At 51.1% G+C, this 23,900-nt stretch carries 21 protein-coding genes and 1 tRNA gene; 13 read left to right on the forward strand and 9 right to left on the reverse strand.

The annotated features are described in order from the left end of the window. The 13 genes from HRQ87_RS13075 to HRQ87_RS13135 all read left to right on the forward strand — a co-directional run. A partial coding sequence (locus tag HRQ87_RS13075; RefSeq protein WP_217430459.1) for an EF-Tu C-terminal domain-related protein occupies nt 1-66 on the forward strand: 66 nt, incomplete at its 5' end. A 432-nt stretch (nt 67-498) separates the two neighbouring features. Further along, a tRNA-Trp gene (locus HRQ87_RS13080) sits at nt 499-574 on the forward strand. 24 nt (nt 575-598) lie between these two features. Further along, complete coding sequence (locus tag HRQ87_RS13085; protein ID WP_174138893.1) at nt 599-1,480, forward strand: hypothetical protein; 882 nt, start codon at nt 599-601, stop codon at nt 1,478-1,480. 67 nt (nt 1,481-1,547) lie between these two features. Continuing rightward, on the forward strand, nt 1,548-1,733 hold the full coding sequence (gene secE, locus HRQ87_RS13090; protein ID WP_174138894.1) for a preprotein translocase subunit SecE: 186 nt from the start codon (nt 1,548-1,550) through the stop codon (nt 1,731-1,733). Nucleotides 1,734-1,924: 191 nt separating this feature from the next. Further along, nucleotides 1,925-2,458 (forward strand): transcription termination/antitermination protein NusG, encoded by a 534-nt coding sequence (nusG, locus tag HRQ87_RS13095; RefSeq protein ID WP_174138895.1) that lies wholly within the window; start codon nt 1,925-1,927, stop codon nt 2,456-2,458. Between the two features lie 103 nt (nt 2,459-2,561). Next, nucleotides 2,562-2,990: a 50S ribosomal protein L11 gene (gene rplK / locus HRQ87_RS13100; protein WP_174138896.1), complete on the forward strand. Its 429-nt coding sequence runs from the start codon at nt 2,562-2,564 to the stop codon at nt 2,988-2,990. A gap of 3 nt (nt 2,991-2,993) precedes the next feature. Further along, nucleotides 2,994-3,692 (forward strand): 50S ribosomal protein L1, encoded by a 699-nt coding sequence (rplA, locus tag HRQ87_RS13105; protein WP_174138897.1) that lies wholly within the window; start codon nt 2,994-2,996, stop codon nt 3,690-3,692. Between the two features lie 62 nt (nt 3,693-3,754). Continuing rightward, on the forward strand, nt 3,755-5,002 hold the full coding sequence (locus HRQ87_RS13110) for a YncE family protein (protein WP_174138898.1): 1,248 nt from the start codon (nt 3,755-3,757) through the stop codon (nt 5,000-5,002). Nucleotides 5,003-5,333: 331 nt separating this feature from the next. Further along, a complete protein-coding gene (gene rplJ / locus HRQ87_RS13115) occupies nt 5,334-5,849 on the forward strand; it encodes a 50S ribosomal protein L10 (protein WP_174138899.1) in 516 nt (171 codons plus the stop codon). A 60-nt stretch (nt 5,850-5,909) separates the two neighbouring features. After that, nucleotides 5,910-6,284: a 50S ribosomal protein L7/L12 gene (gene rplL / locus HRQ87_RS13120; RefSeq protein ID WP_174138900.1), complete on the forward strand. Its 375-nt coding sequence runs from the start codon at nt 5,910-5,912 to the stop codon at nt 6,282-6,284. Between the two features lie 243 nt (nt 6,285-6,527). After that, complete coding sequence (rpoB, locus tag HRQ87_RS13125) at nt 6,528-10,664, forward strand: DNA-directed RNA polymerase subunit beta (protein WP_174138901.1); 4,137 nt, start codon at nt 6,528-6,530, stop codon at nt 10,662-10,664. A 53-nt stretch (nt 10,665-10,717) separates the two neighbouring features. Then, nucleotides 10,718-14,956, forward strand: a complete 4,239-nt coding sequence (gene rpoC / locus HRQ87_RS13130; RefSeq protein WP_174138902.1) for a DNA-directed RNA polymerase subunit beta' — start codon at nt 10,718-10,720, stop codon at nt 14,954-14,956. A gap of 101 nt (nt 14,957-15,057) precedes the next feature. Then, entirely contained in the window at nt 15,058-15,870 is an 813-nt protein-coding gene (locus HRQ87_RS13135) for a glycosyltransferase (protein ID WP_174138903.1), read from the forward strand. Nucleotides 15,871-15,928: 58 nt separating this feature from the next. On the opposite strand, the gene HRQ87_RS13140 is transcribed toward HRQ87_RS13135, so the two are convergent. The 9 genes from HRQ87_RS13140 to HRQ87_RS13180 form a co-directional block, all read right to left on the reverse strand. After that, nucleotides 15,929-16,558, reverse strand: coding sequence for a glutathione S-transferase family protein (locus tag HRQ87_RS13140; protein ID WP_174138904.1), 630 nt, complete (start codon nt 16,556-16,558; stop codon nt 15,929-15,931). Between the two features lie 174 nt (nt 16,559-16,732). Next, nucleotides 16,733-17,092 (reverse strand): hypothetical protein, encoded by a 360-nt coding sequence (locus HRQ87_RS13145; RefSeq protein ID WP_174138905.1) that lies wholly within the window; start codon nt 17,090-17,092, stop codon nt 16,733-16,735. A gap of 94 nt (nt 17,093-17,186) precedes the next feature. After that, on the reverse strand, nt 17,187-17,933 hold the full coding sequence (locus HRQ87_RS13150) for a hypothetical protein (protein WP_174138906.1): 747 nt from the start codon (nt 17,931-17,933) through the stop codon (nt 17,187-17,189). A 16-nt stretch (nt 17,934-17,949) separates the two neighbouring features. Continuing rightward, entirely contained in the window at nt 17,950-18,432 is a 483-nt protein-coding gene (locus HRQ87_RS13155; RefSeq protein ID WP_174138907.1) for a hypothetical protein, read from the reverse strand. Between the two features lie 56 nt (nt 18,433-18,488). Beyond that, nucleotides 18,489-19,931 (reverse strand): PASTA domain-containing protein, encoded by a 1,443-nt coding sequence (locus tag HRQ87_RS13160; protein WP_174138908.1) that lies wholly within the window; start codon nt 19,929-19,931, stop codon nt 18,489-18,491. Nucleotides 19,932-19,977: 46 nt separating this feature from the next. Next, on the reverse strand, nt 19,978-20,508 hold the full coding sequence (locus HRQ87_RS13165) for a phage tail protein (protein ID WP_174138909.1): 531 nt from the start codon (nt 20,506-20,508) through the stop codon (nt 19,978-19,980). Next, nucleotides 20,498-23,116, reverse strand: a complete 2,619-nt coding sequence (locus HRQ87_RS13170; protein WP_174138910.1) for a baseplate J/gp47 family protein — start codon at nt 23,114-23,116, stop codon at nt 20,498-20,500. Before HRQ87_RS13170 ends, HRQ87_RS13165 begins: the two co-directional genes overlap by 11 nt. Next, entirely contained in the window at nt 23,113-23,565 is a 453-nt protein-coding gene (tssE, locus tag HRQ87_RS13175; protein ID WP_174138911.1) for a type VI secretion system baseplate subunit TssE, read from the reverse strand. The genes HRQ87_RS13170 and tssE overlap by 4 nt, the downstream gene beginning before the upstream one ends. Continuing rightward, nucleotides 23,562-23,897: a hypothetical protein gene (locus tag HRQ87_RS13180; protein WP_174138912.1), complete on the reverse strand. Its 336-nt coding sequence runs from the start codon at nt 23,895-23,897 to the stop codon at nt 23,562-23,564. The genes tssE and HRQ87_RS13180 overlap by 4 nt, the downstream gene beginning before the upstream one ends. Nucleotides 23,898-23,900 lie beyond the last annotated feature (3 nt).

Consider the following 23,900-nt stretch of genomic DNA (forward strand, 5'->3'; position numbering starts at 1 on the left):
CGGTTCGCGATCCGCGAAGGCGGCCGCACCGTCGGCGCCGGCGTCGTCTCAAAAATCGTCGAGTAATATAATCGATACAATGAAATGATTTGAGCCGCCTTTTGGGCGGCTCATTTTATTTCAAGGTAATCAAACGATAATATGATTTATTCGTTGGTATCAAAGAATACTGTCCAATGCACAAGACATGGTACTTTCGATATTGCATCTAATTAAAGTCACGTTTCTTTTGTCATTAGTATTTGTGTCAACAGGCATTGCCAAGCCGCTTGTCGGGGATTCAGAAGAAACTTCTGCCAGTCTTTGTATTGCGTATCAGCTATAGGAATGTTTGCGCAGAGCCTTATTAAGATGGCCGCATGAGTGAGGCAGTCAAACTACGCCAGAAATACAAACGGTAAGCATGATCTTCAATCGTATTTGCCGTAACGCATCTATACCTAAAATGTTTCAGCGCTTGCAAATGAAGATTTGCTTTCGTATAGCGGCGATGGTCTTAGGGGTTTAGCTCAGTTGGTAGAGCATCGGTCTCCAAAACCGAGGGTCGTGGGTTCGAGTCCCTCAGCCCCTGCCAGACCGGTCAAATCATGCAATTAATTTGAAGCCTATACCTGAAATGCACCCTTTTGATGTACATTTTCATGTTGGCGCACATAAAACCGCAACAACGTATTTACAGTGGACCTTGCGGAACAATTCAGAATTGCTGTCCCAAAATAATATAAAGTATTTTGGCCCTCAGGACATGCGCCATCCCAATTTTTCGATCAAAGACTGTTTTGAATTCCAAAACGATGAAACAAAAACACCTGAAGAGATGTCATATCCCACTAAATTAATGATTTTTTCAGACGAAAATATGCTTAAATCGGTACAAGATAAAAATCACACGGGGCATCCATCATTCTATCCCCATAGAACCGAAGTCTTGACTGATTTTTTGCAATCGTTTTCTGGGCGCAAAGTCAGGGTGTTTTTAGGCATTCGCGATACAGCCGGATTTTTTGCATCTTATTATTCTCAAAAGCTTGTGGCTGGTCATGTTGGTTCATTTGATGTCTTTCGTAAGAAAAGTGCATTTGATGATGCACGATGGTCTGATGTGGTAAAGAGTTTCCTGAAATTTCAAGACATTGATGAAATCATTGTTTGGCAATACGAAAATTATATGCAGGTTTTGCCGCTTATATTAGGCAAATTATTAAACGAAGAAATAGGCAAGCAGATACGTATACTCAGCGAACCTTTGCATGTTGGATTATCAGAAAAAGCAATCCAAGTCATACTTGCCGAAAAACAAGAAAAAGGCAAAGTAACACGTGAATTTACGCGACAAGTCAGAGAGAATTATCCCAAATCAAGAAGACACCCAGCGCCAGTCTTGTGGACTTCGTCTGAGATGAGGGGCAGCCATCGCAGATATGAGGCTGACGTAAAGGAAATTTCTTGTCTGGACAAAGTTACACTGTTGAATGTTTGAAAACTAAACTTGAAATGCGTGTCAGGACACCGTATCTGGCAGCCAAGCACGGTGAAAAGGGTAACACATGGCCAAAGCAAATCCACTTCAGTTCATTCAGCAGGTTCGCGGTGAGGTGAGCAAGGTTGTCTGGCCAACCCGTCGAGAAGTTATTCTGACAAGCATCATGGTGTTTGTGATGGCAATGTTGACGGCTGCGTTCTTTTTCCTTGTGGATTTCACAATTCGCACGGGTTTGGGTTTCGTTATCTGATTTCTCAACGGAAAAAGCACGGTCAGGCTCTTGAATTAAAGCGTAAGCAAGAGTATTGCGACGTTCAAATCCTGAAATGGCGTGCTTCGATTCGTGTGGCACGCCGCTTTTTGTTTCAGATATGCGGTTAACCGCTTGCAATGAATAAAGAATTGGCGCTTGCGTCGTGATATATGAGGGTTCGAACGAAAATGGCGAAGCGGTGGTACTCGGTTAGCGTTCTTTCGAACTTTGAAAAGAAGATCGCCGAACAAATTAGAACATCCGTGGCTGAGGCCGAGCTTGAAGATCAGATCGAAGAAGTTCTGGTCCCCACCGAAGAGGTGATTGAAGTTCGTCGCGGCAAGAAAGTAACAGCGGAACGTCGATTTATGCCAGGGTACGTTCTGGTTCGGATGGAAATGACCGATCAGGGCTATCACCTGATCAATTCAATTAATCGCGTGACTGGTTTTCTGGGCCCCCAAGGTCGCCCGATGCCCATGCGCGACGCCGAAGTGAATGCGATTTTGAATCGTGTTGAAGAAGGCGAAGCTGCGCCGCGGACGCTGATTCACTTTGAGGTTGGCGAAAAGGTAAAAGTCAACGAAGGGCCGTTTGAGGATTTCGACGGCATGGTTGAAGAAGTTGATGAAGACAACCAGCGCCTGAAGGTAACGGTGTCGATCTTTGGCCGGGCAACCCCGGTCGAACTGGAATTTACACAGGTCACAAAACAGATCTGATGTAACCCGTGGGAGGTAGCGGTGGGCGCGCCCATCACGCCGGACCACGCAACCCGAACCGCCCTGACGCGTCAGGGACGGTGTTGAAAAAAGGAGAGGCCAAATGGCCAAGAAAATAGCTGGTACTATGAAACTGCAGGTTCCTGCAGGTCAAGCCAACCCATCCCCGCCCGTCGGTCCAGCATTGGGTCAACGCGGCATTAATATTATGGAATTCTGCAAGGCGTTTAACGCCAAAACGCAAGATCTTGAGCCGGGTTCGCCTTGCCCAACCATAATCACATATTATCAGGACAAGTCCTTTACGATGGATATCAAGACATCGCCTGCGTCTTATTTCCTGAAAAAAGCGGCCAAGCTGAAATCTGGTGCCAATAACCCAAGCCGTGAAGTTGTCGGATCTGTTACGGTTGCACAAGTTCGCGAAATTGCTGAAGCAAAGATGAAAGACCTGAACGCCAACGATATCGAAGGTGCAATGAAGATCATCGTGGGTTCTGCCCAATCGATGGGTATCGAGGTGAAAGGGTAAGTCATGGCGAAATATGGAAAACGTACGACCGCTGCCCGTGAAGCTTTTGCCGGTAAAACTGATGTCACAGTCGAAGAAGCTGTTGCGCTGATCAAGGGCAATGCAAAGACTAAGTTTGACGAAACACTTGAGATCGCGATGAACTTGGGCGTTGACCCACGTCACGCAGATCAGATGGTTCGCGGTGTTGTGACCCTGCCCAATGGTACAGGTAAAACTGTCCGTGTTGCTGTATTTGCGCGCGGTCCCAAGGCGGATGAAGCAAAAGAAGCTGGTGCCGATATCGTTGGTGCCGAAGACCTTATGGAAATCGTCCAAGGCGGCAAAATTGAATTTGATCGCTGCATTGCAACGCCTGACATGATGCCAATCGTTGGCCGTCTGGGCAAAGTGCTGGGACCACGTAACCTGATGCCGAACCCCAAGGTTGGAACTGTGACTATGGATGTGGCCGATGCTGTCAAAGCGGCCAAAGGCGGCGAAGTACAGTTCAAGGTCGAAAAGGCCGGTGTTGTGCATGCAGGTATTGGCAAAGTATCCTTTGACGAAAGCAAATTGGTGGAAAACATCCGCGCTTTTGTAGGTGCTGTTGCGAAAGCCAAGCCCGCAGGATCCAAAGGCGCTTATATGAAGAAAATTGCCCTAAGCTCAACCATGGGGCCAGGTGTTACAGTGTCAGTAGATAACGCCACCGGTAACTGATCAACAGCATTTCAAACGGCTCCTTCGGGGGCCGTTTTTATTTCAGATATGCGAGCAAGATTATGCTGAAGAAAATTTTATTTATTTCTATAATTTCTTTTTGGGCTCCAGTTGCTTTTGCGCAAGAGAGCCCCAACATCAGCAAGGTAGTCGGATTAGACCTTGAATTCAGACCTCACGAAGATGACTTTAAATTAGATTTCGATATTGGCGGAAGCCGACTGTTTGTATCTGGTAAGCTCTCAAAAAGTAGGCCTAATACTCGCGTCATTCATGTGTATGACACTGAAACACAAGAATTGATCAATGTTATAAGGCATTCGGATGGTGAAACATTCATTGGCTTTGGGAATACCCAAGGGTTTGGGGATGCTATTTCTGCAAATGAAAGATTTATGGTGACTGCAAATACCTCGGTCAAAGGTATTCGTCAGGTGTTGGTGTATGATACAGCCTCTTTAGAATTACTGCGGACGATCGATAATCCAAACCCCGACGCAAAGACTTATATAGATTTCTCTGACTTCGTATTACCTGAAAACGCCTTGGCGGGTATTCATGTGACAGTGACCTTTCAAAACGCTCAAAAACAAAACGGTGTCTTTATTTTTGACGTTGAGACGGGTCAACAAATCGCCACAGCTGTGGCGCCAGGCATCACAGAAGGGCTGTTTAATAAGCTTTTTAATATTAAAGAGCGTACAGTCTTCACCATGTTAGATTTTGATGGCACACGTGTTCTTGCAAAAGATATTGATGCATTTGGTTCTTCTAAATCGCGGGAAAGATCCGACAAAGTTTATGTATTTGATGTGAAAAACAACAATCTTTTGCAGACTTTTAACATTACAGATATTGCTGCAGAGATTGCGCCTGAAAGTGGCTTTATATCTGAGAAAACAGCATTTGTTCTTGGAAGAGGTAGCAAGAGTTTCAACCAATTTTACAATATTTATGCTTTTGATCTAAAAACAGGAGATCTGAAATTCACTTTGGAGGATCCATTTGCCAGCTTGGGGATTGAGGGGATCCAAAAAGGTAAGTTTGGTACTTTTGGCTCCAATACAGCTTTGATGTGGCCTTACTTGATTGTCTATATGCCTGATTTGCTTATAAACAATAGCCCTAGCGAAGCATTTTTTATATACGATGCTGATACAGGACAACGTCTTGGCATCGTTGATTTTCCAAGACGCTCGCGCGATCGTTTGCAATTTCTGCAGATATACGATGACGATGGTCTACTTATTGTTACTGAGATAGGGGATCCCACCCGCAAAAATCGGATCGACATTTATGCCGTTGAATAACGAGTGTTGATTGGATGTATCCACAAAAACAAAGCGAAAATCGTGATTTTGGGCTTTTCTTGGGCGGGTGAAGCGCCTATGCGGAACACCTAACCCGTCGAAGTGATTCGTGCGGGTCAACTTCGTCCGAGACGGAGGGTGGTGTTGAAACATTGCTGCAAGGCATATTGAAGGCGCCATAATTCCTTCCTGAGATGGGGAACGAGACGAGATTTCCGAGGGACTTCCTTCGGGCGATCGTGGCCTCGGGACCCTGATATTGGACCCGAACGCCCTTGGAAACAGGGGCAAAACTGAGCCGGGGGGAAACCCCCAAATTTGGAGTGAAACTGTGGATAGAGCCCAGAAAGAGAAAGTGGTCGACGAACTCGGCCAGATCTTCGAAAGCTCTGGCGTCGTTGTGGTTGCCCACTACGAAGGTCTGACAGTTGCTGAAATGCAGGATCTGCGCGCACGCATGCGTGATGTTGATGGATCCGTTCGTGTTGCCAAAAACAGGCTTGCCAAGATCGCCCTTGATGGGAAGCCCTGCGCAAGCATTGCTGACCTTCTGTCGGGCATGACCGTACTCGCTTATTCTGAGGATCCTGTGGCTGCGGCCAAGGTGATGCAAGCGTATTCCAAGGATAACGACAAGCTCGAAATCCTGGGTGGCGCAATGGGTGAGACGGCATTGGACGTTGCCGGTGTGAAAGCCGTCGCAGCGATGCCATCGAGAGAGGAGCTTATTGCTTCGATCGTCGGTTGTATCGGCGCGCCTGCTTCCAATATTGCCGGTGCGATTGGCGCCCCTGCTTCGAACATCGCGAGCATCTTGTCCTCAATCGAGGACAAGGCAGCAGCTTAAGACCGACGTAGGGAAGACCCTGACGTTGGAACACACCTTAGAAAACGGAAAGCATATAAAATGGCTGATCTGAAAAAACTTGCTGAAGAGATCGTTGGTCTGACGCTTCTTGAAGCACAAGAACTGAAAACTATCCTTAAGGATGAGTATGGCATCGAACCTGCCGCCGGTGGCGCAGTCATGATGGCTGGTCCTGCGGATGGCGGCGGCGCTGCTGCAGAAGAAAAGACAGAGTTTGACGTCGTTCTGAAGAACGCTGGTGCGTCAAAAATCAACGTGATCAAAGAAGTGCGCAGCATCACGGGTCTTGGTCTGAAAGAAGCCAAGGAACTGGTTGAAGCTGGCGGCAAGATCAAAGAAGGCGTTGATAAAGCCGAAGCTGAAGACATCAAAGGCAAGCTGGAAGCAGCTGGCGCTGAGGTCGAGCTGGCCTAAACCGTCTTTCACAAGGCTCTGAGCCTTGTAATTTTAAGGCTGGACCCGATATGTCGGGTCCAGCCGATCCTGTCTTAAAAGCCGCCCTTTGGACAAGGGCTGCTTTTAAGGAAGGTTCAATGGTCGGGAGGCTGCCAGTGGGAAGGCCGCCGTGAATAGACCGAACTTCCTGTCTCAACTGGGTGCATCGCCGGGGCCCGACGGTGGATGCGATCCGATGAGAAACGAAAGGTGTTATCACACATGGCTCAGTCCTTCCTTGGCCAAAAACGCTTGCGTAAATATTACGGAAAAATCCGCGAAGTTCTTGAGATGCCGAACCTGATTGAGGTTCAGAAAAGCTCATACGACTTGTTTCTGCGGTCTGGCGATCAATTGGAACCCCTTGACGGCGAAGGCATCAAAGGTGTTTTCCAGTCGGTTTTCCCAATCAAAGATTTTAATGAAACGGCTGTTCTAGAGTTTGTAAAATACGAACTCGAAAAGCCGAAATATGATGTTGAAGAATGTCAGCAACGTGACATGACCTATAGTGCGCCTTTGAAGGTGACGCTGCGGTTGATCGTGTTTGATATTGATGAAGATACGGGCGCAAAGTCTGTCAAGGATATCAAAGAACAAGACGTATTCATGGGCGATATGCCCTTGATGACGCCGAACGGCACATTCGTCGTAAATGGCACAGAGCGTGTGATCGTATCACAGATGCACCGTTCGCCTGGCGTGTTCTTTGACCACGACAAGGGCAAAACGCATAGTTCAGGTAAATTGCTGTTCACCTGCCGGATCATCCCATATCGCGGTAGCTGGTTGGACTTTGAATTCGACGCCAAGGATCTGGTGTTCGCGCGTATTGATCGCCGCCGTAAATTGCCAGTGACAACATTGCTGTATTCGCTTGGTATGGATCAAGAAGGTATCATGGATGCCTATTACGATACGGTCGACTATAAATATAAGAAGAACAAAGGCTGGGTCACCAAATTCTTCCCCGAACGCGTACGCGGCACGCGTCCGACTTTTGATCTGGTTGATGCAAAAACGGGCGAAGTGATTGCGGAAGCCAGCAAAAAAGTGACACCTCGGGCTGTTAAGAAATTGATCGACGACGGCAAGGTGACCGAACTTCTGGTGCCATTCGATCATATCGTTGGCAAATATGTAGCCAAAGACATCATCAACGAAGAAAATGGCGCCATCTATGTCGAAGCCGGGGATGAGCTGACTTGGGAAGTTGATAAAGACGGTGATGTTATTGGCGGGACCGTAAAAGAACTGATGGATGCGGGTATCACCGACATTCCGGTTCTTGATATCGACAACATCAATGTCGGTCCGTATATGCGCAACACAATGGCAAATGATAAAAACATGGGTCGCGACACTGCGCTCATGGATATTTATCGCGTTATGCGCCCAGGCGAACCGCCCACCGTTGATGCGGCTAGCACTTTGTTTGACAGCCTGTTCTTTGACAGCGAACGCTATGATCTATCGGCCGTGGGTCGTGTGAAAATGAACATGCGTCTTGCACTGGATGCCGAAGATACGGAACGCACTTTGCGTAAGGAAGACATCGTGTCTTGCATCAAGGCGCTTGTTGATCTGCGGGATGGTCGTGGTGATATCGACGACATCGACCACTTGGGCAACCGTCGGGTGCGGTCCGTCGGTGAACTGATGGAAAATCAGTACCGCGTCGGTCTGTTGCGGATGGAACGCGCGATCAAAGAACGCATGTCTTCGGTTGAGATCGACACTGTGATGCCACAGGATCTGATCAACGCTAAACCGGCCGCAGCGGCTGTGCGTGAATTCTTTGGCTCATCTCAGCTGTCGCAGTTCATGGACCAAACGAATCCGCTATCCGAGGTCACCCATAAACGCCGTCTGTCCGCGCTTGGGCCAGGTGGTCTGACCCGTGAACGCGCGGGCTTTGAGGTGCGCGACGTGCACCCGACCCACTATGGCCGCATGTGCCCGATTGAAACGCCGGAAGGGCCAAACATCGGTCTAATCAACAGCTTGGCGACCTTCGCGCGGGTCAACAAATACGGCTTTATCGAAACGCCCTACCGCAAGGTTGAAAACGGTCAGGTGACAGACGAAGTGCACTATATGTCCGCGACCGAAGAAATGCGCCACACCGTGGCGCAGGCCAACGCGAACCTGGACGAAAGTGGCAAGTTTGTGAATGATCTGGTGTCGACCCGTCAGTCGGGCGAATACACCTTGGCGCCCAACGAAAACGTCGATCTGATTGACGTGTCGCCGAAACAGCTGGTGTCGGTTGCGGCCTCGCTTATTCCGTTCCTGGAAAATGACGACGCGAACCGCGCGCTGATGGGATCGAACATGCAACGTCAGGCGGTTCCATTGCTGCAGGCGGAAGCCCCGCTGGTCGGCACTGGGATCGAAGAAGTCGTTGCGCGCGACTCTGGCGCCGCCATCATGGCCAAGCGGGCAGGGATCATCGATCAGGTCGATGCCACCCGGATCGTTGTGCGTGCCACCGCTGATCTGGAACTGGGCGATGCGGGCGTTGATATTTACCGCATGCGCAAATTCCAGCGGTCGAACCAGAACACCTGCATCAACCAGCGTCCGCTGGTCAAGGTAGGTGATACGGTTCAGAAAGGCGAAGTGATTGCCGATGGCCCGTCCACCGATATGGGGGAACTGGCGCTTGGCAAGAACGTGGTCGTCGCGTTTATGCCCTGGAATGGCTACAACTACGAAGACTCGATCCTGATTTCGGAACGTATCGTGCGCGATGACGTCTTCACCAGCGTCCATATCGAGGAATTCGAGGTCGCCGCCCGTGATACGAAGTTAGGACCAGAGGAAATCACGCGCGACATCCCGAACGTGGGCGAAGAAGCCCTGCGGAACCTGGATGAGGCGGGCATCGTCTATATCGGGGCCGAGGTCGGGCCAGCGGATATTCTGGTGGGTAAAATCACGCCCAAGGGCGAAAGCCCGATGACGCCGGAAGAAAAGCTGCTGCGTGCGATCTTTGGCGAAAAGGCCAGCGACGTGCGCGACACATCCCTGCGTCTGCCGCCCGGTGACTATGGGACGGTCGTTGAGGTGCGCGTCTTTAACCGCCACGGTGTGGAAAAAGACGAACGTGCCCTGCAGATCGAACGGGAAGAGGTCGAACGCCTGGCCCGTGACCGTGATGACGAGCTGGCGATCCTGGATCGGAACATCTATGCCCGTCTGAAAGGCATGATCCTGGGCAAGACCGCGGTGAAGGGTCCGAAGGGCGTGAAGCCGAATTCGGAAATCACCGAAGATCTGCTGGAAACGCTCAGCCGTGGTCAGTGGTGGCAGTTGGCCTTGGGCGATGAAAAAGACGCCAGCCAGGTCGAAGCCCTGAACGAGCAGTATGAGGTGCAGAAACGCGCCCTGGATGCCCGGTTCGAGGATAAGGTCGAAAAGGTCCGTCGCGGCGATGATCTGCCCCCCGGCGTGATGAAGATGGTCAAGGTCTTCGTGGCTGTGAAGCGCAAGCTGCAGCCTGGTGACAAGATGGCCGGTCGTCACGGCAACAAGGGTGTGATTTCCAAGGTGGTCCCGATGGAGGATATGCCGTTCCTTGCAGACGGCACGCCGGTTGATTTCGTGCTGAACCCGCTTGGGGTGCCATCACGTATGAACGTCGGTCAGATTCTGGAAACCCACATGGGCTGGGCCGCACGTGGTCTGGGCATTCACATCGACGAAGCGCTTGGGGAATATCGCCGGTCCGGTGATCTGACGCCTGTGCGGGATGCGATGAAGATTGCTTATGGTGATAACGTCTATGACGAAGGCATCAAGGACATGGAAGAAGACAGTCTGGTCGAAGCGGCGGGCAATGTGACCCGCGGTGTTCCGATCGCAACGCCTGTTTTCGACGGTGCCAAGGAAGCCGACGTGAATGACGCACTTGTTCGCGCTGGCTTTAGCGAAAGCGGGCAGTCGGTGCTGTTTGATGGTCGGACGGGCGAACAATTCGCGCGGCCTGTGACGGTTGGTATTAAGTATCTGCTGAAACTGCATCACCTTGTGGATGATAAAATCCATGCGCGTTCCACTGGGCCCTACAGCCTTGTCACGCAGCAACCGTTGGGCGGTAAAGCCCAGTTCGGTGGCCAGCGTTTCGGGGAAATGGAGGTCTGGGCGCTGGAAGCATACGGTGCGGCCTATACCCTGCAGGAAATGCTGACTGTGAAGTCGGACGACGTGGCAGGGCGGACCAAAGTGTACGAGTCCATCGTGAAGGGTGAAGACAACTTTGAGGCCGGCGTGCCTGAGTCGTTCAACGTGCTTGTAAAAGAAGTCCGTGGCCTTGGCCTGAATATGGAACTCCTGGATGCGGAGGATGAAGAGTAAGGGGCCTCGGTCCCAACTCATCTATTCAAACGCACAAATTTGAGGAATTCAAAATGAACCAGGAACTGACAAACAACCCGTTCAACCCGTTGACGCCCCCAAAGGTGTTCGATGAAATCAAGGTCTCTCTGGCATCGCCCGAGCGGATCCTGTCGTGGTCTTATGGCGAGATCAAAAAGCCCGAGACCATTAACTACCGGACGTTCAAGCCCGAACGCGACGGTCTGTTCTGCGCGCGGATTTTTGGGCCGATCAAGGATTATGAATGTCTTTGCGGCAAATATAAGCGCATGAAATATCGCGGCGTTGTTTGCGAAAAATGCGGGGTCGAGGTGACGCTGCAAAAGGTTCGTCGTGAACGGATGGGCCACATCGAACTGGCCGCACCCGTTGCGCACATCTGGTTTCTGAAGTCACTGCCAAGCCGCATCGGCCTGATGCTGGACATGACGCTGCGCGATCTGGAGCGGATCCTTTACTTTGAGAACTACGTGGTGATCGAACCCGGTCTGACTGATCTGACCTATGGTCAGCTGATGACCGAAGAAGAGTTCATGGACGCCCAGGATTCTTTTGGCATGGATGCTTTTACAGCCAATATTGGTGCTGAGGCGATCCGCGAGATGCTGCAGGCCATTGATCTGGAAGCCGAAGCCGAACAACTGCGCGCTGATCTGAAAGAGGCCACCGGTGAACTGAAGCCGAAAAAGATCATCAAGCGGTTGAAGATCGTTGAAAACTTCATCGAATCCGGCAACCGCCCGGAATGGATGATCTTGACTGTTGTGCCTGTGATCCCGCCAGAACTGCGCCCTCTGGTCCCGCTGGATGGGGGCCGCTTTGCGACGTCGGATCTGAACGATCTGTATCGCCGGGTGATCAACCGGAACAACCGTCTGAAGCGTCTGATTGAATTGCGCGCGCCTGATATCATCGTGCGGAACGAAAAGCGGATGCTGCAGGAATCTGTGGATGCTCTGTTCGACAACGGCCGTCGTGGCCGCGTGATCACGGGGGCCAACAAGCGCCCGCTGAAATCGCTGTCAGACATGTTGAAGGGCAAGCAGGGCCGTTTCCGTCAGAACCTTCTGGGGAAACGCGTCGACTTTTCGGGTCGGTCGGTCATTGTGACCGGGCCGGAACTGAAGCTGCATCAATGCGGCCTGCCTAAGAAAATGGCGCTAGAGCTGTTCAAACCGTTCATCTATTCGCGGCTTGAGGCCAAGGGCCTGTCGTCGACGGTCAAACAGGCCAAGAAGCTTGTGGAAAAGGAACGTCCCGAGGTTTGGGATATTCTGGATGAGGTCATCCGTGAACACCCCGTGATGCTGAACCGTGCGCCTACGCTGCACCGTTTGGGCATTCAGGCGTTTGAGCCTGTGTTGATCGAAGGCAAGGCGATCCAGCTGCACCCGCTGGTATGTTCGGCCTTTAACGCCGACTTTGACGGCGATCAGATGGCGGTGCACGTGCCGCTTTCGCTGGAAGCCCAGTTGGAAGCGCGCGTGTTGATGATGTCGACGAACAACGTTCTGTCGCCTGCCAACGGTGCGCCGATCATCGTGCCATCGCAGGATATGATCCTGGGTCTTTACTATGTTTCGCTGGAGCGCAAAGGCATGAAGGGCGAAGGCATGATCTTTGGATCAGTCGATGAAGTTCAGCATGCGTTAGACGCGGGCGAAGTGCACCTGCATTCCAAGATCACTGCACGGATCAAGCAGATCGACGACGAAGGCAACGAGATTTACAAGCGCTATGAAACGACCCCTGGTCGTGTGCGTTTGGGTGCGTTGCTGCCGTTGAATGCCAAGGCACCGTTCGATCTGATGAACCGTTTGCTGAAAAAAGGCGAAGTTCAGCAGATCATCGATACGGTTTATCGGTATTGCGGTCAGAAAGAGTCTGTTATCTTCTGTGATCAGATTATGACAATGGGCTTCCGCGAGGCGTTCAAGGCCGGCATCAGCTTTGGCAAGGACGACATGGTGATCCCTGATAATAAGTGGGACATCGTCGATGGCGTGCGCGAACAGGTCAAAGAGTTCGAACAGCAGTATATGGACGGCCTGATCACCCAAGGTGAAAAATACAACAAGGTGATCGATGCCTGGTCGAAGTGTTCTGATCAGGTGGCGGATTCGATGATGTCCGATATCAGTGCCATGCGCGTTGAGGACGGCGTCGAACAAGAACCAAACTCGGTCTTCATGATGGCCCATTCCAAGGCCCGTGGATCGCCTGCACAGATGAAACAGTTGGGCGGGATGCGCGGTCTGATGGCCAAACCATCCGGTGAGATTATCGAAACGCCGATTATCTCGAACTTTAAGGAAGGTCTGACCGTTCTTGAATACTTCAACTCGACCCACGGAGCCCGTAAAGGTCTGGCGGATACGGCATTGAAGACTGCGAACTCGGGTTATCTGACCCGTCGTCTGGTGGATGTAGCGCAGGATTGTATCGTGCGCGAACACGACTGTGGCACTGAAAACGCCATTACGGCCGAAGCCGCCGTGAACGATGGTGAGATCGTGTCGTCGCTGTCCGAACGCATTCTGGGTCGTGTGGCCGCCGATGATGTGTTCAAGCCGAACACAGATGAAGTGATCGTTGCCAAAAATGAACTGATCGACGAACGTAAGGCCGATGCCGTCGAAGCGGCTGGTATTGCGACGATGCGCATGCGCTCGCCCCTGACTTGTGAAAGCGAAGAAGGTGTTTGCGCGATGTGTTATGGCCGTGACCTTGCGCGCGGCACTTTGGTGAACCAAGGCGAAGCTGTGGGCATCATTGCGGCGCAATCCATCGGCGAACCTGGCACACAGCTGACGATGCGGACATTCCACATCGGCGGTATTGCACAGGGTGGTCAGCAATCGTTCCTTGAGGCGAGCCAAGCTGGTAAGATCGAGTTCCGGAATGCAAATATTCTGGAAAACGCCAGCGGCGATCAGATCGTCATGGGTCGTAACATGCAGATCGCAATCATTGACGACAACGGCGAAGAACGCGCAAGCCACAAACTGGGTTATGGGTCTAAGCTGCTGACGAAAGATGGTGCCAAAGTAAATCGTGGTGACAAGCTGTTCGAATGGGATCCTTATACCTTGCCGATCATTGCTGAAAAAGCCGGTATGGTGCGCTATGTGGATCTGGTCAGCGGTATTGCTGTTCGTGATGAGACAGATGATGCCACAGGTATGACACAGAAGATCGTAACTGACTGGCGCGCTGCGCCAAAAGGTAGCGATCTGAAGCCTGAAATCATTATCGTTGGGTCTGATGGCGAACCGGTTCGCAATGAAGCGGGTAACCCTGTGACCTATCCGATGTCGGTGGATGCGATCCTGTCGGTCGAAGATGGTCAGGATATCAAGGCGGGTGATGTTGTGGCGCGTATCCCACGGGAGGGCGCCAAAACAAAAGACATCACCGGTGGTCTGCCGCGTGTGGCTGAACTGTTCGAAGCGCGTCGTCCGAAAGATCACGCGATCATCGCTGAAATTGATGGCTACGTGCGCTTTGGTCGTGACTATAAGAACAAGCGTCGCATCAGTATCGAAGCTGCGGAAGAAGGTGCAGAACCGGTCGAATACATGGTGCCCAAAGGCAAGCACATTCCTGTTCAGGAAGGTGATTTTGTCCAGAAGGGCGATTATATCATGGATGGCAACCCGGCACCGCACGACATTCTGTCAATCATGGGGGTTGAGGCCCTTGCTGATTACATGATTGACGAAGTTCAGGATGTCTATCGTCTGCAGGGCGTGAAGATCAACGATAAGCATATCGAAGTGATCGTGCGCCAGATGCTGCAAAAGTGGGAGATCCTGGACAGCGGTGAAACCACACTGCTGAAAGGCGAACACGTCGATAAGCAGGAATTCGATGCTGCGAATGAAAAGGCGATTGCCAGCGGCCGTCGTCCTGCGTCCGGTGAACCGATCTTGTTGGGTATCACCAAAGCGTCGCTTCAGACACGGTCGTTTATCTCAGCGGCGTCGTTCCAGGAAACTACGCGTGTTCTGACCGAAGCGTCAGTTCAGGGTAAACGTGATAAACTGGTTGGCCTGAAAGAGAACGTTATTGTGGGTCGTCTGATCCCTGCGGGTACGGGTGGTGCAACACAGCAGATGCACCGCGTTGCCCAGGAACGTGACAATGTCGTTTTGGAAGCGCGCCGTGACGAAGCCGAAGCGGCTGCAGCCCTTGCTGCACCCACTGAAGCGATGTCAGACAGCGATGTTGATGGGTCAATGATCGATACGCCGGAAAGCCGCGGCGAATAGGATTTCCGAAATACTGATGGAAGGGCCCGCATTATGTGCGGGCCTTTTTCTTTTGGGCATAGTAAAAATCTGATCAATGCAGTGATTTTTTGGAATTAAACATGCAAAGGTCTTTTAAAAATCAAATCATAGGCTTGATACGGTTTTCCTATCCGACCACTGACGGATTTCGCAGTAATCACCCCAGCATAAAAGATGCCGAAGATTTTCTTTATGCACCCAAGCGACTGGATCATCGCTTTGATCTATTTGAAAAATTTACACTTCCCAGTCTAAGGGCGCAGACAGATCAGAATTTTACGATGATCTTGCTGACAGGTGAAATGCTGCCCGCTCAATATAATGATCGCTTGATAAATCTTGTGCAGGATTTGCCCTTTGTTCATATCATGCAGCGGCCATCGCTTCCCCATTACAGGGCCATCAAACAGGCTTTTAAGTCCGTTGATAAAGCCGATTTCACCCATCGCACCACATTCAGGTTGGATGACGATGACGCGCTGGACAACCGCTTTGTCGAAAAACTGCGCCATCATTCTGGAAGTCTGGCCGTTAGCCTGGCGAAAGATGTTCCGACCGTACTTAGTTTCAACAAGGGACTTTATGTGGATTATACGACCAGCCCGCCCGAAATTTTTGATGCGATTGAACGAACACCGCTGTCAGTTGGTACTGCGATGATCGCACCGATTGACTATGTCGATAATATTTATCGTCGCAACCACCGTCTTCTGGGGCAATTCTACAATATTTACAGCAGTTGCGATGACGTGGCCTATATCCGGACTATTCACGCCCATAATGACAGTAAGCCTGCGTTTTCTGGTAAGGTCAGGGGTATGGCTGAGGACAAGATTGATCACATACTTAAGCAAGGATTTGGGCTGACACGGACCGATATTATGTCACTCTAAAGACTTCAATCGCAGATTTTCACAGGATTTAGGGAAACAGTCATGACAGCAAGGGTGATCATTGGACCATCGCCCGCTGCATCATGTCATAAGGATGCTTCCAACCTGGCAAATCCGAGATGCGGGTAAGCCACTTGTCTATATTTGGCCAATCCGCACGGTCAAAGCCGAAAGGTTCCGGATAATACAGATAGCTGCAGCAACTGATATCAGCCGCGGTGATCTGATCGCCCACAAGCCAATCGCGACCCGCCAATGCTTGATCCAGAACCTTATAGGCTGATTTCAGACGGGCCTGGGTGAATCCGATCACCTCGGCCGGGCGTTTGTCTTTTGGCAGAAAGTTCATCAAAAACCGAACCATACCCGCATTAGACGACAGTTTATGATTATCCCACAGAACCCACCGCATGACATCGCGGCGGAGATCTGGATTATGCATCCCTAGCATGCCGCTTTTTTCAGAAATATAATCCAAAATCACGCCGGATTGGGTCAATTTCAGATCCCCATCAATCAGCACAGGCGCCTCACCCATATTATTGATCTGCTGAAATTCGGGTGATCGACCTTCGCCGTTAAAGAAGTCGACAAAAACCGCTTCCCAGTCCAATTTTGTCAAAGCAAGACCCAGGGCCGCTTTGTAAGAATGGCCACTTTCGCCAAAGCAATATAGTTTCATTGTCATAACAGTCTTGCCACCCTGCTGGTTATACGCTGGTCTATATGAGGGGATAATTTTTCATTCCACAAGGGACAGATGTGATCATCAAGGCACAAGGTCGGCTAGAAGCAATGAAGTTTGGCTGATCGATGAATTGCACCCGGCGTTTACCGGGTGCAATATTTTTAGATTCTACTATTAAAGTACAAATACCAGTAATGCCGACAGTCCAGCACCCAAAAGCAGAACTGCAACGCTGGCAATAATCGCCCATGTCGAGCTGATCGTGAGAAAGCCCACAACTTCCCATTTGGGCTTGCTGTTACTTCCGCCTGAGACTTTGCCTTTGAGCTTCCACTTGGCACCATCAATTATTCCGATAACACCAACAATAACGAACGCAGCGCCCATCGTGATCAAAACGGTATTGTCATTCATAGCGCCATAAACAATCGCTCCAATTGCACCTGCAAAATAGGCGATAACACCCAGTAGTTCGCCGATGAATTTAAGGGCTTTTGTTAATCCGCTTTCGGGCGCATTTACTGATGAAGTCATAACTAAATTCTCCTTTAATGTAATATTTAAAATATTGATATTTCACCATAGGTGATTGAAAAGTAAACAAAATACTCAGTAACACATACAAAAACTACACTCGTACAATTGATAAGATCCCGGGTATGGATCTTATGAACAAGATCAGTGCCCAGATCAGGGCAATGATCAGAATTATGATCGCACCAATGGCGTCGCCAATGCTGTGAAGCAAGCCAGGCAATAGCGCGAAAATAAACCCAAGGATGATCCCGCACAGAAACGCGGCAATCACGTTGAAAACCAATGTTTTGTTTTTCAGATATCGCCAGCTGGATATCAAAAGCAGCACAAACGCGGCCGCTCGCAGGAATGTTGCAATACCAAGCATGATAGTGACGCCGCCAGTGTTGAAACTGCCAAAGATCGCCAGATAAACAATGGTGCCAAAGGGTACAGCCATTAACAGTGATAGCATCAGGATCAGCTTTATAATCGCAAAAATCAGCATGATGATCGAAACAATCAATAAGATCAGCATCAGGATTGGCGTCGCAATGGCCCTGAATTTGTTATGCCATCCGCGAAAGCCAAGGGTGGACAGCGCCATCATGAAGGTGGTCCATAGAAAGATGCCATCAATCAGCGCAAGACTTGGTGCGGCAAGCCCCGGTGGTTTGTCCGCGCCTGCCTTGGCAATATGTTGACGCCGCGCTTCAGCCCGGTCTTCTTCGGGTAAGTCTTGAATGAATTGCGTTGGGGCTGATACTTGGGGCATCGGCAAAAAGCGTGCACCAATTTCGACCCCAACCAGAAGCAGGGTCAGTACAAAGGCGATCCAAACGAGTACTTTGCGTGTCATTTGCGTTCACCGATCTTCATGAGTTGGCACGTTTTAAGCGAAATTGGCAATGGGGTTCATTGTCTGTGGATTGGCATCGCAAAACCAGATCTCCGCCTTCGCCATAGACTGAAATATCTTTGCTTTTGGATTGGGTCAGACGAACGGGTTGTGTGGGTTCGGGTCGCGGCTTATCGCTTTTACCTGGTACGAATTGCATATTGCCGGTACCGCGTTGCATCTCAATCGCGGATGTTCTGACCCGAAAGCCACCTTTTGCGATCTTAAACGTACATGTCGTCCGATCAGGAACGGTTATAACGGCACCGCTTATTTTACATTGCGTCTGCGTAGATCTTACATCAGAGGCACGCAGGTTTGCCCGAAGTGCATCTCCCAAGATAGAATCCACATTCCCGAACGCGCCATCGACAGAACCATCCTTGCGCGACGCCCCAATGCCCAAGGCAAGCCAGGACAGACAGATAATAAAGGCTAGTATCAGAATAAGTTTGATCATTGCGATGCACCTGACAAAGGGTTGAACCCGGCCCCGTTCAGCGGGGCCGGGGGGCATTATTTTCGGAAAGCTTCGGATGACGTGCGTGTTGGCCGACTGTCGGTATAGTTCGATGTAATTCGTGATTTCATGGTGCTGCCTGACTTGGTCAGAAACACCTGGCGTTTTACAAAGCCCTGATCATAGATTGCTTTCAGCTGGTTGCCTGACAGAGTCGCCGTCGTGTTGCCCCAATCGCAATCGCGGGGTGAACAGGATCCAAACATCCGTATGGTGTATCTTTTGGCCACTTGCGACGGATTTGTACAAATCGGCGTCACCACAACGCGCGTTACGCTGCGTGTGTTGCTGTCTACGTTCTTCCATGTCCCGGCAAATGGGCTACGCGCACAGGTCTGTGCGGGAATTGGGATAGGTACCGAACGGGTAACTCGTAATTTTTGCGGCGCAACCAGACTGATGCGAGTATTGCGATCAACCACTTCGTTCGCAGCAGGGGTTTGTTCGGTCACCCTGCCATTTGCACCATTTCGACGAGGTGCCGAGACACGGATCATTCTGTCGTTAAATCCAGCACGTCGTAGTTTTTCACGCGCGGCCTCAACGCTTAAGTTCGTCACCAGTGGAACCTTAATGGCTGCTTTTGGTACAGTCAGAACAACAATTGCATTTGGCAGAAATTCTGAGTTTGCGGCAGGGGCCTGTTGCGTGACGCGGCCATCTGCACCAACAACCAAAGGTGTATTGACCGTTATGTTCCCGCGGTTGATACCTGCATCAATCAAGCTTTGCATCGCTTCTCTGGCCGATTTTCCTTTGACATTTGGAATGATGCGTCCTGCAACCGTCAAAACGATATCAACATCTTCGCCTAGTTCTGTTTCCGCCTCAGGACTTTGCGCAATGATCATACCGCTTTCTGGAAATTCGGTCGATAAAGGAACATTCTTTTGCTCAAAGCTACCGTATTCCAAATCATCGATAATATCCTGAACCTCGGCGATTTTCTTACCCGTCAGATTGGGCATTTCGCCGGGCCCGCTGAGCAGGAAGAATGCGGTTATCCCGCCGCCGATCAGTAAGATGACAGCGGCTGCGATACCTGCGATCAGACCCCAAGGGGTCTTTTTGGGCGGAATAACGGCGCCACCAGATACAGTGGCAGTGATAACACTGCTTAAATCATTGTTTTCTTCTGGCAATGCGGGTTCGAACGCTTTCAGACAAAACAGAATGTCTGATGGTTCGATGCCCGCCTCAGGCGCGATTTCAATCTCGACTTTGCGCGTTTCGCTGGGGGCAAGACTGATCTGCTGATCACCCAAAACGCGGATCCAGTCTGGCAAAGTACCATTGGTTCCTGGCGCAGGCACAGGTTGAAGTGCGACGTCCAGATTGCGTTCTGATACGTTTACAACGTCAAAACTGATGATTTCAGGTTGTTCGGAACCAACTGAGATTTTGGTTTCGGATTGAGTGATATTTACAATTTCTGGCATAATTAGGTCTCCTTAAATAAAATGGTCTTCAAATAAATTTTGTCGTCTAAGGGTCGTTTGATTGGGCGTCTGTGCCTTTCCATTCGATGTCGTGTGTGACGTGCGCAGGCTTTAAAAGCCATATGATCGCATCAATAAGGGCTGCGCTGTTTTGGGTGTGCTTCGGGCATTTGACGATCACGTGAAATCCGCCGGCCAAAGCGGCTATTTCGTCGATCTCAAAGCCCGGTCCAAGCGCGATGGTCAGTGCCCGTATCACCGCGCCTTGTGTTCCGCGCTGATCAAGCAGGTGTGGTGTGTCTTGCAACAACAATCGTAAGGCGGCTTGATCGATCTGGTTCTCGCGCGCCATGACAAAGGGCAACAGCGGATCAAGCCCCAGCATGCGTGTCAGGAACGGCAGCATATGGGCCGGGCATTTGAGCGGGTTAAGAGTAATATCAATAGCATCAATCTGATCTTCGGCAGGCGTCAGCATGTCTGACATCACATGAAACAATGCCTGTTGTGGCGATCCGTCTGTCGCGTCTTCCTGCCAGAATTCGGGCAGCAGATTTGCAATCTGTTCAGCGTTCATGACGCACCTCATCAATGACATGTTCGCCGGCACAACAGAACAACCAGTTCGGCGGTAAGGTGACAAAGCCCACATGTTCGCGATTGCTGCATCGGGCAAAGCTGGCACCATCATCGGTGCGGTAAACACCGCCACCCTGACCATCCTCTTCTTGTCCCGGGCAAATCATCGCTTTGGTATCTGTGGCGGCAATCACATTGATGGGTTGCAACAGGTCCAGGCGCCGTTGTGGCAGACCACAGTTCACGTCTGATCGGCGCCATTCGGGATCAGGATCCGTTAGCGAAATCATCTGAACGCCGCCGCGGTGTGTCGCAACAAGCACCTTATCTTCCATAAAGGCGATGCCACGACAACTTTCACCATTCCAGCCTTTGGGATAGGGGCGTACACGTGGCGCGTCATCTGTTCGACCGGTCACGCGGTATTCAAAACATCCCTTTCCCTTCACGCCCTGCGCGACCCGGACACCAGCCCAGACACGGGCCTGCCCGCCGAATTCATGGGTCTCCAAAGCGCGAAACAACTGATCTTCCATCCCGGCAGGACCGATTGGGATAAAGCTGCCGGGCATGCCGTCGGTTGCTGAATAAAACAGCCCGCGCCCGTCGCCAGCTGCGAAAACGGTGTACCGGCTTGCTGATCCGACAGGGTTTCGCGCAACGGTCAGCGCCCAGACCCGCCGATCTTGCATCTTGGAATCAATGGTGATGCGACGCCAGTTCTTGTCGCGATCAAGCGTGAATTCACGCAGGCCATCTTCGGCAGCAAACAAAACGGTCGGACCATCGTCGCGCATCAGGAAATCAAGATCATCGACGCTGATGCCTTCTTCAAACCTCAGAACCAATTGCCATGAATCCCCACAATCGCGCGAGATATAGAAGTTATTCCCCTTTTTAGTACGCGTGATGACAGCAACCAGTCCCAGCATTTCAGGCACGCCGTGCCAGGCAGCCGGGGTGGCAACGCGGCGCACGGTTTCGTCAGGAAAATGCGCGGCCAGTTCCCACCCGTCGCCGTCATTCAGAGATCGATATATCTTGTCTTCGCTTCCTGCATACCAAACGCCTTTTTGGCTGTGATCTGCAGTAATGGCACTGCACACATCATCAGGGGCTTCGGGTGTTTCGATGATGGGGTCTTCGAGGTATTCAATCGCCGGTTCGCGACGCGCAACATCATTGATGTGCCAGCTGCGCAGAGGTTCACCAAAGGTCCAGGCCCCACGACCCGTTTTTGCATCTGGAAAGGGGGATATCATTTCGTTCAGTGCTTTTTGCAAACGGGCCGAAACTTCGGTTGCGTTTTCATAAGGTCTAAGTGCTGCGCGTACGCGAATGCGGACAGGTTTGAACTGCACCCATCTGGCATCACAGCGCGCACCAAGCGGGCGCTGGGCCTGAAGCGCTTCGTTCGCATCTTTCAATCCAAGATCTGTACAGGCGCTTTCCAGAATATCGCGGGTTAACAACTCTTGTTGCTTTGATACTGGTAAATGGGGGGCCAGAACGACCTCGACCGATCCTTTGTCGGCGTGTTTCCAGATGTCAGCCCGTGCATGTGCGCGTGCGCGTGAGACGTGCGATTGCCTTTCGGCCAACGCCTCGTAATCCTGTGCGGTTACCGCCCGTCCGCGGGATGCCACATCACGTGGGCCGCGGGTCAAGGCATTCGCCAGTGTTTCTGCATCGCGGCCACCGGTTGCAGTGTCCGGATTTGTAACTGCCATACCGGGCATCGCGTCGATTTTTGTCAGAGTGTTCGCAACAACATTGCCCCGTTCACCGCCGCCCGTACGATACCAAGCGCGAATACGACGCCCGTTTGGTGGCACTGCCGCCAATAAAGATGCAGCCTGCGACAATCCTGTGTCATCTGGCGTTTTGGCAAGGCGCGCCGCTGGGGCAAATCGTATCTGGCCTCTTATCCGGTCGGCCGTGAAAACAAGTTTACCTTTATCGCTTTCAGAAAATGCCTTTGTTTCTGACCACAAAACATAAACGGCGTCTTCGTATTCAATCGCTTCGGCGCCGGTTGGCACCTGATCGCGTGGAGTTTCAACACCTATTGTCAAATCCATAGGAACCCCCAAAGGCGCTAGAATTGGGCCTTTTGAGACATGAAAAGTCTGACCAGGTTGTCCGTCACTTTTGCCTAATAATTCGCCTTCGACCAAAGTGGCGTTTGCTGCGCGGACCTGAACGCTTTCGACACCTGCTTCAAAACGTGCGGGCCCAAGCGTATTAAAGGTGATCGCTTCGCCCCGCCCACCAGCCTTTGATGCGCCAATAACTGTGCCTGTGGGCAAGATCATCGGCTTTGCAGTATCAGTTCGTGTAAACGTTAAAATGGTGGAGGCGGCGGCAGGTGGTCCCATCACAACACCCATACTATTCAGAAATTCGACATACGCTTTTTCAGGCAGCCTGTTGACGCGCCAGATCAAAACTTCGGTCAAAAAGGCAAAGGTTTCGACCAAGGTACGCCCCGGATCACTTGGCCCGAAATCGGTCCATTCGGGGCAAAGTGCTTTGATCTGATCATGGGCTGATTGCACCAGATCGTCATAGGTGCGGTCGTCCAGATTTGGGGATTGAAGGGTCATTGGGTTTCCTCCTCGGGAAGGATTGGAACGACAAACGCCAGATGATCCTGTTGCTGTTGGTGCCGTACTTTGTAATCAATCCGGATCAATAGCTGGGATGCAGTATCAGCGTCGCTTTGGGCTTCCACCTGAATGACCTCAACCCGTGGCTCAAACCGTTCAATTGCGCGCCGGATCATAAGGCTGGCCAGCATTTCCGTAGTTGACCCGTGTCCGGCAAAGGCCAATGCCTCAAGATCGCAGCCATAGGTCGGGCGCATGACCCGTTCACCGGGACGTGTCGACAAAAGCGTCATCAGCGACTGGCGGATTACGTCAAATCCTTCGGTCATTTGTAATGTGCCATTCGCACCAACCGACAGCTTTGGTAAAAGCGTATTTGGATCGTCGCTTGTGAAAATGCGCAGGCTTCGTATTGGTTGCTTCAGGATATTTGGGGTCGTGTTCATTTTTGCCTCACAAATGTCTGTCCGGGGTGATGCACTGTATAGGGGACGGTCGCGGGGGGATCGCCGCTGGTCAGCCCTTTCAACAGGTCTAGCGTGACAGGGCGGCCGGAAATTCGGATAAAGTCGGAATGCCCGGTGATTTCGGACAGGGTCACAAGACAGGGTTTCAGCGGCGGAATAGGCGGGCATCCATCGATTTTGCAGCCTTGGGTATCTTGGCGTACCAATATTGGGGTATCGTCAATCCGTACAAAGTTCTGGGATGCTTTCAGTTCCACCTTGCCCAACTGATGCCCACAACGAATATTGGCTTTTTTCGTAACCAGACGCATGGT

Origin of the sequence: Parasulfitobacter algicola, from assembly GCF_013315265.1 — a bacterium.
Classification (GTDB): Bacteria; Pseudomonadota; Alphaproteobacteria; order Rhodobacterales; family Rhodobacteraceae; genus Parasulfitobacter; species Parasulfitobacter algicola.

Excerpts from the sequence above, each read along its gene's own strand:
- secE (WP_174138894.1), top strand. The coding sequence starts at position 1,548 with ATGGCCAAAGCAAATCCACTTCAGTTCATTCAGCAGGTTCGCGGTGAG.
- nusG (WP_174138895.1), top strand. The coding sequence starts at position 1,925 with ATGGCGAAGCGGTGGTACTCGGTTAGCGTTCTTTCGAACTTTGAAAAG.
- rplK (WP_174138896.1), top strand. The coding sequence starts at position 2,562 with ATGGCCAAGAAAATAGCTGGTACTATGAAACTGCAGGTTCCTGCAGGT.
- rplA (WP_174138897.1), top strand. The coding sequence starts at position 2,994 with ATGGCGAAATATGGAAAACGTACGACCGCTGCCCGTGAAGCTTTTGCC.
- HRQ87_RS13110 (WP_174138898.1), top strand. The coding sequence starts at position 3,755 with ATGCTGAAGAAAATTTTATTTATTTCTATAATTTCTTTTTGGGCTCCA.
- rplL (WP_174138900.1), top strand. The coding sequence starts at position 5,910 with ATGGCTGATCTGAAAAAACTTGCTGAAGAGATCGTTGGTCTGACGCTT.
- rpoB (WP_174138901.1), top strand. The coding sequence starts at position 6,528 with ATGGCTCAGTCCTTCCTTGGCCAAAAACGCTTGCGTAAATATTACGGA.
- rpoC (WP_174138902.1), top strand. The coding sequence starts at position 10,718 with ATGAACCAGGAACTGACAAACAACCCGTTCAACCCGTTGACGCCCCCA.
- HRQ87_RS13135 (WP_174138903.1), top strand. The coding sequence starts at position 15,058 with ATGCAAAGGTCTTTTAAAAATCAAATCATAGGCTTGATACGGTTTTCC.
- HRQ87_RS13140 (WP_174138904.1), bottom strand. The coding sequence starts at position 16,558 with ATGACAATGAAACTATATTGCTTTGGCGAAAGTGGCCATTCTTACAAA.
- HRQ87_RS13145 (WP_174138905.1), bottom strand. The coding sequence starts at position 17,092 with ATGACTTCATCAGTAAATGCGCCCGAAAGCGGATTAACAAAAGCCCTT.
- HRQ87_RS13150 (WP_174138906.1), bottom strand. The coding sequence starts at position 17,933 with ATGACACGCAAAGTACTCGTTTGGATCGCCTTTGTACTGACCCTGCTT.
- HRQ87_RS13155 (WP_174138907.1), bottom strand. The coding sequence starts at position 18,432 with ATGATCAAACTTATTCTGATACTAGCCTTTATTATCTGTCTGTCCTGG.
- HRQ87_RS13160 (WP_174138908.1), bottom strand. The coding sequence starts at position 19,931 with ATGCCAGAAATTGTAAATATCACTCAATCCGAAACCAAAATCTCAGTT.
- HRQ87_RS13165 (WP_174138909.1), bottom strand. The coding sequence starts at position 20,508 with ATGAACGCTGAACAGATTGCAAATCTGCTGCCCGAATTCTGGCAGGAA.
- HRQ87_RS13170 (WP_174138910.1), bottom strand. The coding sequence starts at position 23,116 with ATGACCCTTCAATCCCCAAATCTGGACGACCGCACCTATGACGATCTG.
- tssE (WP_174138911.1), bottom strand. The coding sequence starts at position 23,565 with ATGAACACGACCCCAAATATCCTGAAGCAACCAATACGAAGCCTGCGC.
- HRQ87_RS13180 (WP_174138912.1), bottom strand. The coding sequence starts at position 23,897 with ATGCGTCTGGTTACGAAAAAAGCCAATATTCGTTGTGGGCATCAGTTG.